This is a genomic window from Amycolatopsis sp. WAC 01376, from assembly GCF_003947415.1.
Lineage (GTDB): Bacteria > Actinomycetota > Actinomycetes > Mycobacteriales > Pseudonocardiaceae > Amycolatopsis.
Map to the genome: position 1 here is coordinate 39,566 of NZ_QHKL01000009.1, position 13,116 is coordinate 52,681.

The 13,116-nt window shown below is 69.7% G+C and carries 15 protein-coding genes; 9 read left to right on the forward strand and 6 right to left on the reverse strand.

The genetic code is table 11. From position 1 onward, the window contains the following. Positions 1–99 precede the first annotated feature (99 nt). From DMH03_RS35550 to DMH03_RS35565, 4 genes are all read left to right on the forward strand, one after another. Positions 100–609, forward strand: coding sequence for a hemerythrin domain-containing protein (locus DMH03_RS35550; RefSeq protein ID WP_125796412.1), 510 nt, complete (start codon positions 100–102; stop codon positions 607–609). Between the two features lie 67 nt (positions 610–676). Beyond that, entirely contained in the window at positions 677–1,159 is a 483-nt protein-coding gene (locus tag DMH03_RS35555) for a VOC family protein (RefSeq protein WP_125796413.1), read from the forward strand. 139 nt (positions 1,160–1,298) lie between these two features. Next, the gene (locus tag DMH03_RS35560) at positions 1,299–2,366 is read left to right on the forward strand and encodes a reverse transcriptase family protein (protein ID WP_255431275.1); all 1,068 of its coding nucleotides are present in this window, start codon (positions 1,299–1,301) and stop codon (positions 2,364–2,366) included. Between the two features lie 22 nt (positions 2,367–2,388). Then, entirely contained in the window at positions 2,389–2,976 is a 588-nt protein-coding gene (locus tag DMH03_RS35565; RefSeq protein WP_125796414.1) for a pentapeptide repeat-containing protein, read from the forward strand. 70 nt (positions 2,977–3,046) lie between these two features. Here the strand turns inward: DMH03_RS35565 and DMH03_RS35570 are convergent, their stop codons facing one another. After that, entirely contained in the window at positions 3,047–5,740 is a 2,694-nt protein-coding gene (locus DMH03_RS35570) for a glycohydrolase toxin TNT-related protein (protein ID WP_370311020.1), read from the reverse strand. Positions 5,741–5,857: 117 nt separating this feature from the next. Here DMH03_RS35570 and DMH03_RS35575 point away from each other — a divergent pair, with 117 nt between their 5' ends. Beyond that, positions 5,858–6,157, forward strand: a complete 300-nt coding sequence (locus tag DMH03_RS35575) for a DUF3017 domain-containing protein (protein WP_125796415.1) — start codon at positions 5,858–5,860, stop codon at positions 6,155–6,157. Positions 6,158–6,163: 6 nt separating this feature from the next. Here the strand turns inward: DMH03_RS35575 and DMH03_RS35580 are convergent, their stop codons facing one another. Both DMH03_RS35580 and DMH03_RS35585 read right to left on the reverse strand, forming a co-directional pair. After that, on the reverse strand, positions 6,164–7,336 hold the full coding sequence (locus tag DMH03_RS35580; protein ID WP_125796416.1) for an MFS transporter: 1,173 nt from the start codon (positions 7,334–7,336) through the stop codon (positions 6,164–6,166). Positions 7,337–7,521: 185 nt separating this feature from the next. Next, on the reverse strand, positions 7,522–7,839 hold the full coding sequence (locus DMH03_RS35585; RefSeq protein ID WP_125796417.1) for a helix-turn-helix transcriptional regulator: 318 nt from the start codon (positions 7,837–7,839) through the stop codon (positions 7,522–7,524). A gap of 222 nt (positions 7,840–8,061) precedes the next feature. On the opposite strand from DMH03_RS35585, the gene DMH03_RS35590 reads away from it, so the two are divergent. Beyond that, positions 8,062–9,231: an MFS transporter gene (locus tag DMH03_RS35590; protein WP_125796418.1), complete on the forward strand. Its 1,170-nt coding sequence runs from the start codon at positions 8,062–8,064 to the stop codon at positions 9,229–9,231. A 3-nt stretch (positions 9,232–9,234) separates the two neighbouring features. Here DMH03_RS35590 and DMH03_RS35595 read toward each other — a convergent pair whose 3' ends face one another. After that, positions 9,235–9,423: a DUF1918 domain-containing protein gene (locus DMH03_RS35595; protein WP_125788921.1), complete on the reverse strand. Its 189-nt coding sequence runs from the start codon at positions 9,421–9,423 to the stop codon at positions 9,235–9,237. 128 nt (positions 9,424–9,551) lie between these two features. On the opposite strand from DMH03_RS35595, the gene DMH03_RS35600 reads away from it, so the two are divergent. The 3 genes from DMH03_RS35600 to DMH03_RS35610 all read left to right on the forward strand — a co-directional run bounded on the left by DMH03_RS35600 (position 9,552) and on the right by DMH03_RS35610 (position 11,316). After that, on the forward strand, positions 9,552–10,196 hold the full coding sequence (locus tag DMH03_RS35600) for a spermidine synthase (protein ID WP_125796419.1): 645 nt from the start codon (positions 9,552–9,554) through the stop codon (positions 10,194–10,196). Between the two features lie 93 nt (positions 10,197–10,289). Further along, positions 10,290–10,739 carry a hypothetical protein gene (locus DMH03_RS35605; protein ID WP_233611804.1) on the forward strand — a complete coding sequence of 150 codons (450 nt, stop codon included), beginning with the start codon at positions 10,290–10,292 and terminating at the stop codon, positions 10,737–10,739. A 7-nt stretch (positions 10,740–10,746) separates the two neighbouring features. Then, positions 10,747–11,316, forward strand: a complete 570-nt coding sequence (locus DMH03_RS35610) for a GNAT family N-acetyltransferase (RefSeq protein ID WP_125796421.1) — start codon at positions 10,747–10,749, stop codon at positions 11,314–11,316. A gap of 272 nt (positions 11,317–11,588) precedes the next feature. Here the strand turns inward: DMH03_RS35610 and DMH03_RS35615 are convergent, their stop codons facing one another. Both DMH03_RS35615 and DMH03_RS35620 read right to left on the reverse strand, forming a co-directional pair. After that, positions 11,589–12,176: an HhH-GPD-type base excision DNA repair protein gene (locus DMH03_RS35615; protein WP_125788925.1), complete on the reverse strand. Its 588-nt coding sequence runs from the start codon at positions 12,174–12,176 to the stop codon at positions 11,589–11,591. Further along, the gene (locus DMH03_RS35620) at positions 12,173–13,093 is read right to left on the reverse strand and encodes a LysR family transcriptional regulator ArgP (protein WP_125796422.1); all 921 of its coding nucleotides are present in this window, start codon (positions 13,091–13,093) and stop codon (positions 12,173–12,175) included. Before DMH03_RS35620 ends, DMH03_RS35615 begins: the two co-directional genes overlap by 4 nt. Positions 13,094–13,116 lie beyond the last annotated feature (23 nt).

A 13,116-nucleotide genomic window follows, 5' to 3' on the forward strand; every position in this document is an offset into this window, starting at 1 on the left:
TGACGATCATCGGAGGGTCATGCTGAAGTTGATCCAGCGTCGCAGTGCACCCGGCAAAGAGACCGTCGCGGGCATGGAGGCGCCGGACCATGGGAAATCATGGAAACCCCTTCTCGGAAGAACGGCCGGTTGACGGCGTTCGGAAATCAACTTGTTCAGGTTCACGACTGGCTGCGTAAAGAGCTGGCCGCGTTGCACGACGACCTCGGGTCGGTCGCGGAGGGGCGTGCCGAGCGGCTGCGCGATCTCCGGGCGCATTGCCTCACCTTCTGCTCGGCACTGACCAGGCATCACACCGGGGAAGACGGCGGCGCTTTCCTTGTACTGGCGGAGAAATTTCCCGAATTGCGGCCGTCGCTCGAAGAGCTCGCGCACGACCACGAGGTCATGACCGGGATCATCGAACGGCTCGAAGAGCTGGTCGCCGGGGTCGGCCCCGGGTCGAGTCAGGACGAGATCCTGCACGTCCAACGGGAACTGGACGGCCTCACGGCGATCATGGAGACGCATTTCCGCTACGAAGAGAAGCGGATCGTCGAGGTGCTCAACTCGCTGGACATGCCCGCGTGGCAGGAGTCGAAGCCGCCTTTCCTCCTGAAATCCCATTAGGACATGATCTGTCCTATACGGGCTCTAGCGTTCTTCTCATCGCACCACGACGACTGAGGAGAACCCGATGAGCAACCCGATCCCCGATGGCTACCACTCGGTCACCCCGTGGATCATCTCGCGCGACACCGCGGGCGTGATCGACTTCTTGAAGCGGGTCTTCGATGCGGAGCCGATCGGTGAACCGGTGTACGTCGAGGGCGGGAAGATCGGGCACGCCGAGGTCCGGATCGGCGACTCGGTCGTCATGCTGTTCGACTCGCGGGACGACTGGGTCGACACCCCGGCGTACCTGCGGCTCTACGTCGAGGACAGCGTGGAGACGCAGCGCCGGGCCGTCGAGGCGGGCGCCGAAGAGGTGACGAGGCAGACCGAACTCTTCTTCGGCGACCGTGTCGGCCGGGTCCGCGACCCGTTCGGCAACCTGTGGTGGATCCAGACCCGGCTGGTCGACCTCGACTACCCGGAGATGGAGCGCCGGATGAACGACCCGAAGTTCATCGAGGCCATGCGCTACGTCTCCGGAACGGAGATCATTCCCAGTCGCTGAAGTCGGTAGGGTGGCGATAGCGACGCGGAGGTGAGCCGGTGGATCGCCACCCACTCCGGGGCAACCCCGGGGAGTACGAAGACAGCGAGACAAGGCGCCCCGCGCGAGCGCGGCATGCTCCGCGTGCGAGTCCGCGCGGATGACAGGAGAAAGAGTCACCTCCGCGTCGCTCCTCGAACCCATGCCGGTCTGGCGATTCCAGGTGGCCCGTTGGGCGACCTTCGACGACTGCGCCGCAGCCCTCGATCTGACGCCCGGCGAACTCTCGTGGTTCGCCGACGCGAAGGGCTGGAACAGGCGTGCGGACGAGCCGGTCCGGCACTACACCTACCGCTGGATCCCGACCGCTTCGGGCGGTGTGCGGCTCATCGAGCGGCCGAAGCCGCGGATCGCCGAACTGCAACGCCGGATCGTGCGGCACGTCGTCGAGGCGCTGCCGGTGCACGAGGCGGCGCACGGGTTCCGGCGCGGACGTTCGGCGATGTCCTGCGCCGCGCCGCACGCCGGGCGGGAAACCGTGGTCAGGATGGACCTCGAAGGGTTCTTCCCGACGGTGTCCGCGCGCCGGATCTCGGCGCTGCTCGGCCTCGCGGGGTATCCGCCCGCCGTGGCGGAGGCGCTGGCGGGCGTGCTCACCACAGCCGTTCCGCCCGATGTCCTCGCCACCGCGCCCGAGGGGCGGCGGGATCCGGCGCGCCTGCGGCTGCTGAACAACCTCGCGGCCACCCATCTGCCGCAGGGCGCGCCGTCGTCGCCTTCGGTCGCGAACGCGGTCACGCACCATCTCGACCGCCGGCTCGACGGTCTCGCGCGTGCACTGGGCGCCGCCTACACGCGGTACGCCGACGATCTGGCGTTCTCCGGGGATTCCCTGCCGCTGCACCGGTTGCTGCCCGGTGTCCGGCGGATCGTGACCGGCGAGGGCTTCCGGCTGCGAGACGACAAGACCTCGGTCGCCGGAGCGCACCAGCGGCAACGTGTCGCGGGCCTGGTGGTCAACAGCGCGCCCGCCGCGACGCGCGCCGACTACGACGCCCTGCGCGCACTGCTGCACAACTGCGTCCGAACCGGCCCGGAGGAGCAGAACCGGACCGCGCATCCGGACTTCCGCGCCCATCTGCTCGGCCGGATCGGCTGGATCGCCGCGTCGTCCCCGGCGCGGGCGGCGAAGCTGCGCGCGATGTTCGGCGGAATCACCTGGCCCTGAGCGGGTATGCGATCCTGGACGAGTGATCGAGACCGCGGAGGACTACCGAGAAGCCGTTCTTTCCGAGCAGTGGTGGGAAAAACGCAGTTTCGTCGGCTGTGATTTCACCGAAGCCGACCTGCGCGGGCTGCGCACCCAGGGCTGCACCTTCGACCAGTGCGACTTCACCAAGGTCGACTTCGAGGGCTCGCGCCACGAGGCGTCGGCGTTCCGGTCGTGCACCTTCGACCGCAGTGTGCTCGCGAGCACGCGGTGGAGCTCCTGTTCGATGCTCGGATCGTCCTTTGTGGACTGCCGATTCCAGAAGGTCGCCTTCACCGAATGCGATCTCTCGCTGGTCTCGCTCAGCAAGGCCCGTCTGTCCAAAGTGGACCTGGGCGGCCTGCGCCTGCGTGAGGCGAACCTGCTCGAAGCGGATCTGACCGGTGCCGACCTGCGAGGTGCGGATCTCACCGGTGCCCGGCTGGCCGGCGCGAAACTCGAAGGCGCCGACCTGCGTGGCGCGCGGCTCGACGCCAACGGGCTGGTGCAGGCGAACCTCGCCGGTGTCCACGTGGACACCGAGACCGCGGTCGCCTACGCCGCCGCACACGGCCTCGTCATCCACTGACCCCGCGTGCTATGAACGGACCGTTCCTTGCAAATTTTGCAAGGAACGGTCCGTTCATAGCGCTTGCGGACTAGTCGATCGGCGGTTCGCCCGGGTCCAGCTCGATGAGGTCACCCTCGGCGAGCAGCTCCTCGATGGACGCCGGCAGCAGATACGCCGAACCGCCACCGGGCTGGTTGAACCACGGGATCGCGACCCCGGCGAGCGCTTCGAGCGGCCGCTGCACGCGGTACACGTGGTACGGCCGGTTCACCCACTCCGGCACGAGCGAGCGCTCCTCGAACGGCGTCCCGGCCGCGTAGGTCAGGTTGCCGTTCGGGCCACCGAAGCGGTCCAGCTCGCTGCCCGCGGGCAGCTCGCGCAGCTCCTTGCCGCGGAACAGCGTCAGCGGCGGCTCGCCGTTGAGCGGCGAGATCGGCCAGTTCTGCTTGGCGTCGGGCGCCCCGGCGGCGTTCGCCGCGACCGGCGGACGGGCCGGTTCCTCGCGCCGCATCGGCGGCGGAGGCGGCGTCACCGGTGGTTCACGCCGCGGCGGCGCGGGCGGCGGGCTCGCCAGCACCGGGTTCGGCCGCGCCGGGGGCGCGGGCGGGACCGGCGCGGGGGCGGGCTCGTCGTCCATGTCGTCGCCGAGCAGCTCCTCGGCCGTCGTGAACGCCGTCTGTTCCTGTGCCGGGATCGACTCCCGCGGCGGCACCGGATGCGAACCGGTCGCGATCTCGGGGGACAGCGTCGCCAGCACGGGCGGCGGCGGAGCCTGCTCCTCGACCGGCCGCTCTTCGACAGCGGGCTGTTCCTCGGGCGGCGGAGCGCCGTTCGGGTTCAGCAGGACCTTGCCGAGCATGAACGCGGCGGCGTCCTCGGCGTCGCCGAACACCGCCGGATTGGCCAGCTTCCCGTCGTACCAGCCGACCCGCCAGCCGCCGCCGTCGACCTGCTCGACACTCCAGCCGTGGTCGGTGGGGGAGCCGATGCGGTAGACGTCCTCGGGCACGTCGAGGTCGTCGAACTTCGCCTGCAGCTCGTTCAGCACCGGCACGGGGTGCTCGGCGCGACGCGGTCGCTCCGGTGCCGCGCGGCGCGGGGCGTCCTCGCGCCGCGGCTCGGGCTCGGGGCGGGACACGGGCACGGGGACCGGCGGCGAGGCGTCGACCTGCGTGACCTCGTTGTCCGACGGCGGGGGTAGGTCCGGCTCCGCGTCGTGCGTGAGGAGGGGCAGTTCAGGACCGGCGTCGGCCTGCTCGACCGGCGTGTAACCGGTGGTCGTCTCCTCCTCGGGCGGCGCGTACGGCTGGTCCTCTTCCTGCCGGGCGTACGCGTCCTGCTCTTCCACGAGGGGCGGCGGCTCGTAGGCGTCGACCTGCGCGGGCCGCGCGTACGTGGTGGCCTCCGGGTCGGCGACCTGCGGTTCCGGCGCGGGTTCGGCACGCTGATGCGACGCCTCGTCCTGCCGTTCCTCGTCGGCGTACGCGTCCTGTTCGGACTCGTGGAACTGCGCCTCGTCGTGCGCGTACGGGTCTTCGTAGCGGCCTTCGTACTGCTGCTCGGCGGCGGCCTCGTGGAAGTCCTGTGCCTGGTAGTCCTGGGTGTCGTAGTCCTCTTCGTACCGCTGGGCCTGCTCGGCCTGATCGGGAACGGTGGACTCGGCGGCGGGGACGGCCGCGGCAGCCGCGACCGGTGCCGCGGCAGCCGCAGCGGCGGCCGACTGGTCCGGGCCCTGCTGATGCGGCGGGACGGGCGGCTGAGCGGGCTGGTTCGGGCCGGGCTGCCCGGGAGCGCCCTGGTTGGCCTGCTGAGGCGGCACGGGGCCGTTCTGCGGCGGTCCCTGCGGAGGCGGGCCCGCGGGCATGCCGTTGGGGCCACCCGGTCCACCCGGGCCGTTGGGGCGCTGTTGCGGGGGCTGATTCCCCCGGGTGAGGTACCCCGCGGCGGCCTGCAGCGTCGGGGCGTCGACCTCGGGCAGCGTGAAATCGTTCTGCCGGACGTGGTCGATCAGGTCGAGTTCCGGTGAGACGCCGTACTCGCGCAGGTAGAAGTTCACGGCGGCGGGCCAGATCCACTGCCCGTCACTGTGGAAGGCGACCGGGACGGTGGCCTCGGGGGTCTGCGCGAGCCTGTCGATGTCGTAGCCGCGTTCGGTGACCACCAGCGGTGCGCGGTCGAGGTACTCGAGCAGCCTGTCCTGCTCCTCGATCTCCAGGTCGGGCCGGTTGATCACCGGACGCCCGGCCGGGCCGATGGTGTCGAAGATGCGGGCGATGCGGAAATGCGGCCCTGGCTGCTCGGGGCCGAGGCCGGACATACGCCGGATCAGCCATTCGGGCACGTTCTCCTCGGAGCGGGGGAACATGCGCAGTTCGTCGGACAGCGCCTGCGGAGGCGGCGCGAGGCGCCACTGGGGCTCGTCGCGGTTGTACTCGAGGTTGTAGCTGGACGGGTGATCCAGCTGGTAACGGGCGTTGAACCAGGTGCCGCGGCCGTCGCGATACATCCCGGCGCGGAGCCTGCCGAACAGCGTCGCGATGTCATGCGTCGCGACCCACTCGTGCGCGGTGCCGTCCTCGGTGATGATCTCGCCGGTCATCTCGTGGTACCTGCCGACGGCTCGGTACTCGGCGGTCACCTTTCGCCAATCGCGCGGCGCGGCCCGCAGCAGGGCGAGGCCGATCTGTTTGACCAGGGTGTCCTGCTCGGTCGCGTTCAGCTGAGTCGTCGGTTGTGCCACGGTCACATTTTGACCGTATCCGCGCTCGCGTGCACCCCGCATGTGGGTTTTGCCGCTATTGACAGTCCAGAAGACGCCCTGACCTGGTGTCGGCTCACTCACCCGGGATACTGACGGCGTGAACCGATCTGCCCGCGAGACCCTGAAGGACGAGGACTGATGGCGGTGGCCGGACAGCGGCGTGACCGTGGGGCACTGCTCCATCACCTGCCGTTCCTGGTGGTGATGCTGGTGGTGGCCGTCGCCGCCCTGCGGATCGGCCAGTACCACTGGCGGCAGGGTGCCGCGCTGATCGGCGCCGCGCTGCTGCTCGCCGGCCTGCTCCGGGCGGCGCTGCCCGAGGCGAAGGCCGGGCTGCTGGCCATCCGGGGCAAGCCGGTCGACGTCCTGACCTACGGCGCGCTCTCCGTCTTGATCCTGTTCATCGCGTTCACGATCACCGGCGGGCCCCTGTCCTGAGTCGGCTCAGGAGGCCATGGCGGGGCTGAGCCGGGCTTCGCGGCGGTCCAGGCTGCCGGACACCACGGCCAGCGAGAGCCCCAGGACGGCCAGCGACGCGCCGACCCAGTTGGGTGCGACCAGGCCGAGGCCACCCGCGATGACCAGGCCGCCGAGGTAGGCGCCGATGGAGTTCGCGATGTTGAACGCCGACTGCACGGCCGCGGAGACCAGCGACGGCGTCCCGCCCGCCTTCTCCATGATCCTGGCCTGCATCATCGGGCCGATCATGAACCCGGCGAGGCCGACGAAGAAGATCGTCACCGCCGCGCCGACCTTGCCGTTCGCGGTGAAGGTGAAGATCGCCAGTACCGAAGCGAGCGCGATCAGCGAGACGTAGAGGCTCGGCATCAGCGCCTTGTCGGCGAGCCTGCCGCCGAGGTAGTTGCCGATCGTCATGCCGACCCCGGCCAGCGAGAGCAGCAGGGTGACGTGCGATGGCGAATAGCCGGTGACGTCGGTCAGCATCGGCGCGATGTAGGACAGGCAGGCGAACACGCCGCCGAGACCGAAGGTGACGATCGCGAGCGCGAGCCACACCTGCGGGCGGCGGAAGGCGCCGAGTTCGCCGCGCAGCGACGGCTCGACCGGTTTGCCCTGGTGGGGGACCAGTTTCGCGATCGCGGCCATGGCGAACAGGCCGATCACGGCCACGACACCGAAGGTCGCGCGCCAGCCGACCTTCTGGCCGAGCAGCGTCCCGAGCGGCACGCCGACGACGTTGGCCAGCGTCAGGCCCATGAACATCATCGAGACGGCCTTCGCGCGTTCGCCCTGCTTGGCCAGGCTGGACGCGACGACCGCGCCGGCGCCGAAGAACGCGCCGTGCGGCAGGCCGGCGAGGAAGCGGAAGGCGACACCGAACTCCTGGTTCGGCGAGAGCGCGAAGAGGGCGTTGCCGAGTGTGAACAGGCCCATCATCGCCAGCAGCATCGTCTTGCGCGGCAGCCGGACCGCGGCGGCGGTGAGCAGCGGGGCGCCGACGACGACACCGAGGGCGTAGCCGGAGATGAGGTAGCCGGCGGACGGGATCGACACGCCGAAATCGGCGGCGGCTTCGGGCAGCACGCCCATCATCACGAATTCGGTGGTCCCGATGCCGAAGGCACCGATGGCGAGCGCGAGCAGCGCGACGGGCACGGCTCTCCTTCCGGGGGTCGTACTTGAGGTAAACGATTACTCGCCCAGCGTCGCGAAGGGAGAGCTGAATCGATTTAGGTCTCGGACACAAAAGAAGACAGCGAGTGCGGCACCGCTGTCCTTCGTCCAGTTCAACCGATCGAGGGGGCCTTTGTCATCCCGGTTTCGGGTGAGGCTGCCCACCCTCAGCGGCGCGCGGCGAGCACTCCCTGGAGCAGTCCGGGGAAGAGCTCGTCGAGATCGTTGCGGCGCAAGGAGTTGTAGCGGGCGGTGCCCTGCTGGCGGCCCATGATGATGCCCGCTTCGCGGAGGGTGCGCAGGTGATGGGTGAGTGTGGACTTGGTCACGGCGACGTCGAAACCGCTGCACGAGATCTCGGTGCCGGATTCGGCCAGCTGGCGGACCATGTCGAGCCGGACCGGGTCCGCGAGCGCGGCGAGGACCGCCTCGATCCGGATCTCGTCCTGTCCGGGATAGACGTACTGGTTGGTCGTCGTGGCCATCCGTCCATAGTACGACGCCTCTCGAACTTTCGGCGAGTTCGTAGTACGGTCACCATCGAACTACGACAACCATCGAACAACGACCCCAAGTCGACTTTCGCGGGCTAACCGCGATCTGGCACCGGCCAGGCGCCCCCGGGTCCGGATCGCCTTTAGCGGGCTAAACGCGATCCGGTGCCGGAGCGGGAGGCGACGGAAAAAGGGGTCTGGAGCTGGGGAGTCATGACCTTCGCACCACCCAGGACCGCGGTGCTGGCGCTCGGCACCTTCGCGGTCGGCACCAGTGGCTACGTAGTCGCCGGGCTGCTGCCCGCGCTGACCGGCGAGCTCGGGGTCTCCGAGACGGCCGCCGCGCAGCTGGTCACCGCCTTCGCCATCGCGTACGCGGTCGGCTCGCCGCTGTTCGCCGCGGTCACGGGCCGCTGGGAACGGCGCACGCTCCTGGTCGCCGCGCTCGTCGTCACGGCCATCGGCAACGCGCTCGCCGCCCTCGCGCCCGGCTACGTGACCCTGCTCCTCGCGCGCGTGGTCACCGCGATCGGCGCGGCGGTCTTCACGCCGGCCGCGAGTGCCGTCGCCGCCGACCTCACCTGGCCGGAACGCCGGGGCCGCGCGGTCGCGCTCGTCTTCGGCGGGCTGACCGTCGCGACGATCCTGGGTGTTCCGCTCGGCAGTGTCCTTTCGCAGAGCGTCGGCTACCAGGCAGTCTTCGCGCTTGTCGCGGTCTTCTCGCTCCTCGGCGCCTTCGCGGTCCGGCTGGTCTTACCCGCGGTCCCGGCGCCGCCACCGGTCCGGCTGGCCGAACGGTTCACCGTCGCGAAGGACCCGCGCGTCCTCGCCATGCTCGGCGCGACCGTGCTCGGCTGCCTCGCCGCGTTCTCCGTCTACACCTTCATCTCGCCGGTCCTGTCCGCCACGGCGGGCGTCCACGGCACGACGGTCAGCCTGCTGCTGTTCGTCTACGGCGCGGGCGGCGCGCTCGGCAACGTCCTCGGCGGCCGCGCGGCCGACCGGTGGGGCGCCAGGGGACCGCTACTGGTCGTGTTCGGCGGGATCACCGTCGTGCTCGCGCTGTTGCCGCTGGTGGCGACCACCGTCGCGGGCGCGGCCGTCGTCCTCTTCCTCTGGGGACTGGCCACCTGGTCGGTCAACCCGCCGATCCAGCACCGGCTGATCGAGCTCTCCCGCCAGAACGCCGGGCTCGTCCTCTCGCTCAACGCGTCCGCGATCTATCTCGGCGTCGGCCTCTCCGGCCTGGTCGGGGGAGCCGTGCTCAGCGGCGGCGGACCCCTCCTGCTGCCCGAGATCGCGGCGATACTGACCGCGATCGGCGCGGTCGTGGTCGTGGCGGGCTGGCGGAGCCGCGTGAAGCAGCCCGCGCTGGCCGAGTGACGCCTATTCGGCGCGAGTCTGGACTTCGCAGTCGGGGCCGGGGAAGACCAGCCCTTCGTGCCCGTCCGCGAACCGGACGAGATACGGCGGAGCACCGTGTTCTCCGCGTACCTCGAGGATTTCACCGTGTCGCTCGGCCGAGCCGACCGTGCGTCCGTGCACGTGGATCTCGTCTCCGACGGTCGCCTGCATGAGAAATCACCTCCGACACTTCAAGGTTAGGAGTGTCGGCGGGGTTCGTACAGGTGCCCGCCACGATCGGTCGAGTGCGAAAGGGAAATCCGCGGGTCCGCCGTGATCGTCGTCGATAGGCTGGCCGGATGACCGACGTACTCGACAAGGTGGCCGGGAAGAGCGGCGAGCTGGTGCTCCGCCGGGCCGGAGAAGATTTCGAGGTCATCGCCAACGGCGTCTTCCTGATGGACACCCGGAACGGTGAATCCGAACGGTTGCTCGTCTCGGTGGCGGCCGATCTGGTGCCGGGCAAGGCACGGATGCTGATCGGCGGCCTCGGTGTCGGCTATTCGCTGCGCGCCGCGCTCGACCACCCCGGTGTCGGCGAGATCGTGGTCGTCGAGCGCGAGCCTGCCGTGATCAAGTGGAACCGCGAGGGCCCGCTCAAAGACGTCCATGGCGACGCGCTGTCCGACGGACGGGTCACCGTCGTCGAGGCCGATCTGGTGAAGTGGTTGCGCCGCACGGAAGAGCGGTTCGACGCGCTGTGCCTCGACATCGACAACGGTCCTGAGTGGACGGTCACCGACGGCAACGCGAAGCTGTATCTGGACGACGGACTCGACATGCTCGCCGCGCGGCTGCGGCCTGGCGGCGTGCTCGGGGTGTGGAGCGCCGAGTCGGTGCCGTCGTTCGCGAAGCGGCTGCGGGCGCGGTTCGGCGAGGTGCGGGAGCTGAAGATCCCGGTGCCGCAAGGAGAACCGGACGTGCTGTGGTTCGCGCGGGTATAGCGGACGCGGTGCGACGTGGTGTGCCGAACGGGTATTTTCACGGCCCACGTCTGGAAGTCGGCACACCGGACGCCGCCGCTGTACCCGGACGCGGTGACCTTGACGCCGGAGGCGACCGTGTCGGAGGTGCTGGCCGGGATCGACACCTCGCCGGGCTGTTCGGTCAAGGACAGCTTCGCCTGCCTGGATCTTTCGCAAGCGGGTTTCGAGGTGCTCTTCGAGGCCACGTGGATCACCCGTACGGCTCAGGTGCCGCTCGAGCCGGGCTGGTCCCGCGTCGACGACCGGTTCGACGATCCGTCCGTCGCGGTGTGGTCCGACGGCGTCTCCGGCGTGACCGCCAACCGGGACGGCGACTTCGCCGGACTGTCCAATTTGTACACTCAAGGCGACCCCGACGACGCGTGGCGCGGCGCGACCGCGGCCGTCGCGGCGAGCTTCCCCGGGTTGCCGATCACCGGCTACGAACGCGGTGACGATCTCGACGCCGCTCTCCGCAACGGCTACACGGCACTAGGGCCGCTGCGCATCTGGCTGAAATGATCGCCGCATGGAGATCACCACCTGGCACCTCGAACAGACCTCGCCGGACGACCTGAGCGCGGCGAAACCGCCTGCCGTCCCGGTGACGGTCACCCGCTCCGAGCTGGTCAGCCCGGAGCTGAACCGCTATCTCTACACCGCCGTCGGCGGCGACTGGTTCTGGATCGACAGGCTCGGCTGGACGTGGACGCGGTGGGCCGAGTGGCTGGACAGGCCGGGCGTCGAGACCTGGGTGGCGTACGCGCAGGGGACGCCGTGCGGCTACTTCGAACTCGACGGCAGCGCAGACGACGAAGTGGAACTCGCGTACTTCGGCCTGACGTCGTCCTTCGTCGGGAAGGGCATCGGCGGGCACTTGCTGACCGTCGCGCTGCGGGAGGCATGGGCGCTCGCGGAGCGCTGGCCGGGCAAGACGGCGACACGCCGCGTCACGGTCCACACCTGCACGACGGACGGCCCGGCCGCGCTCAAGAACTACCAGGCACGCGGCTTCCGGCTGTTCCGCACCGAAGTCGAGCAGGCCGAACCCCCGACCGAGACGCCGGGACCGTGGCCGGGAGCCGCGAAGGGGTCGTGAGTGGCGATTCGGGTTAGAGCCAAGGGTGTCTTAGGTACCTACGTGGTTGAGGCTGCGGTTGATACCAGGTCGCGGTCGTGGGGACATAGGAGTTCGACGCCGGGCCGTTGGAAGCGCTGAAGAGTAGGGAGGGGGCCTTCATGTACTTCAACCCGGCATCACGCAAGAAGCGCCACAGGTCACGCAGTAGGTACCCAAGGGGAAGCTCGCCAGAACGACCATTGCCACTCGCGACCCCCGGCACCGCCATGCCACCTTTGCCTCACCCCTCGCTACTTCGCGGGAGCCTTGGCAGCGGCCTTCGCCGCCTTCTTGAACGCTCGCACCTCGCCGAGGGTTTTGGCGTCCACGACGTCGGCGATCGAACGCCGTGAGCCGCGGTCGCCGTACGAGCCGGTGGCCGCGCGCCAGCCCTTGGGCTGCACGCCGAGCTGCTTACCGAGCAACGCGAGGAAGATCGAGGCCTTCTGGTCGCCGAAGCCGGGCAACGCCTTGAGTCGCTTGAGGACCTCGGGGCCGTCCGGCTTGGGGCGGCCGGCGGTCCAGATCCCGGCGGCGTCGCCGTCGTAGTGTTCGACGACGTGCTCCGCGAGGTCCTTCACCCGCCGGGCCATCGAACCGCCGTAGCGGTGGATCGCGGGCGGGACGACACAGAGCTCGACGAAGGTTTCGGTGTCCATCGCGTGGATCTTCTTGATGTCGAAACCGTCCATCCGGTCCGCGATCTTCTGCGGGCCCCGGAACGCGTGTTCCATCGGGAACTGCTGGTCGAGGAGCATCCCGACGAGCAGGGCGAACGGGTCTTCGGTCAGCAGCCGGTCCGCTTCCTCGTCCCCGACCAGGTGCAATGCGCGCGTCATGCGCCCAGGATCTCACGACCGGGCCGTCGCCCGCGCCCGCATCCGTGCGGATCGACCAGCAGGTCCGCGGCCGCGGTGGTGATGGCGGCCGACACCGCCGCCAGCGCGGGCGAGTCGAGTTTCCACTGCTGCCAGAACAGCGGCACGTCGATCGGGTGATCCGGGTCGAGGCAGGCGAACGTGCCGTCCCGCAGCCGGTCGCCGATCTGCGCGAGCGGCACCATGCCCCAGCCCATCCCGGCCGCGACGGCGTCGAAGAATCCTTCGGACGAGGGAACGTAGTGCCGCAGCGGGCTCGCGATCGTGCCGCGCTCGCGGGCGAAGCGGTCCTGGAGGTCGTCACGACGGTCGAAGACGACGACAGGTGCTTCGGCGAGGTCGAGGTCCGTGCCGAGGGCCGGGCTCACCACGGCCAGATAGCGCATGTGCCCGAGCCGGTGCACCGAACACCCGGCGACCGGATCGGGTGACGACGTCACCGCGGCCATCACCAGTCCCTCCCGCAGCAGGGTCGTGGTGTGGTCCTGATCCTCGCGGTGCAGTTCGAAGCAGATCTTCTGCTCGGGCGGCACCCGGGTGAGCGCCGGCAGGAACCACGTCGCCAGCGAATCGGCGTTCACCGCGATCGGCAGCCGGACCGGTTCGTCGCCCGCGGTCAGGCCGAGTTCGGCCCGGGTGTCGGCCTCCAGCAGCGCCAGCTGACGGCCGAACCGCACCACCGCCTGCCCGGATTCGGTCAGGCGAACCGGTTTCGTGCGGATCAACAGGACCCGGCCGGTGCGCTGTTCGAGGGCCTTGACGCGCTGGCTGATCGCCGACGGCGTCACGTGCAGTGCCGAGGCCGCCGCGTCGAACGTGCCTTCGTCGGCGACGGCCAGCAGCGTGCGGACCAGGTCGAGGGGCAGATCTGTCATCATGAGCGCTAATGTTACGTAAGAAT

What these genes read in the sequence shown, in the direction of transcription:
- DMH03_RS35585 (WP_125796417.1), bottom strand. Translation starts at nt 7,839, where the DNA reads ATGGCCACGACGACCAACCAGTACGTCTATCCCGGACAGGACGAGATC.
- DMH03_RS35550 (WP_125796412.1), top strand. Translation starts at nt 100, where the DNA reads ATGGAAACCCCTTCTCGGAAGAACGGCCGGTTGACGGCGTTCGGAAAT.
- DMH03_RS35570 (WP_370311020.1), bottom strand. Translation starts at nt 5,740, where the DNA reads ATGCGGGGTGCACGCGAGCGCGGATACGGTCAAAATGTGACCGTGGCA.
- DMH03_RS35560 (WP_255431275.1), top strand. Translation starts at nt 1,299, where the DNA reads ATGACAGGAGAAAGAGTCACCTCCGCGTCGCTCCTCGAACCCATGCCG.
- DMH03_RS35590 (WP_125796418.1), top strand. Translation starts at nt 8,062, where the DNA reads ATGACCTTCGCACCACCCAGGACCGCGGTGCTGGCGCTCGGCACCTTC.
- DMH03_RS35600 (WP_125796419.1), top strand. Translation starts at nt 9,552, where the DNA reads ATGACCGACGTACTCGACAAGGTGGCCGGGAAGAGCGGCGAGCTGGTG.
- DMH03_RS35575 (WP_125796415.1), top strand. Translation starts at nt 5,858, where the DNA reads ATGGCGGTGGCCGGACAGCGGCGTGACCGTGGGGCACTGCTCCATCAC.
- DMH03_RS35555 (WP_125796413.1), top strand. Translation starts at nt 677, where the DNA reads ATGAGCAACCCGATCCCCGATGGCTACCACTCGGTCACCCCGTGGATC.
- DMH03_RS35620 (WP_125796422.1), bottom strand. Translation starts at nt 13,093, where the DNA reads ATGATGACAGATCTGCCCCTCGACCTGGTCCGCACGCTGCTGGCCGTC.
- DMH03_RS35595 (WP_125788921.1), bottom strand. Translation starts at nt 9,423, where the DNA reads ATGCAGGCGACCGTCGGAGACGAGATCCACGTGCACGGACGCACGGTC.
- DMH03_RS35615 (WP_125788925.1), bottom strand. Translation starts at nt 12,176, where the DNA reads ATGACGCGCGCATTGCACCTGGTCGGGGACGAGGAAGCGGACCGGCTG.
- DMH03_RS35610 (WP_125796421.1), top strand. Translation starts at nt 10,747, where the DNA reads ATGGAGATCACCACCTGGCACCTCGAACAGACCTCGCCGGACGACCTG.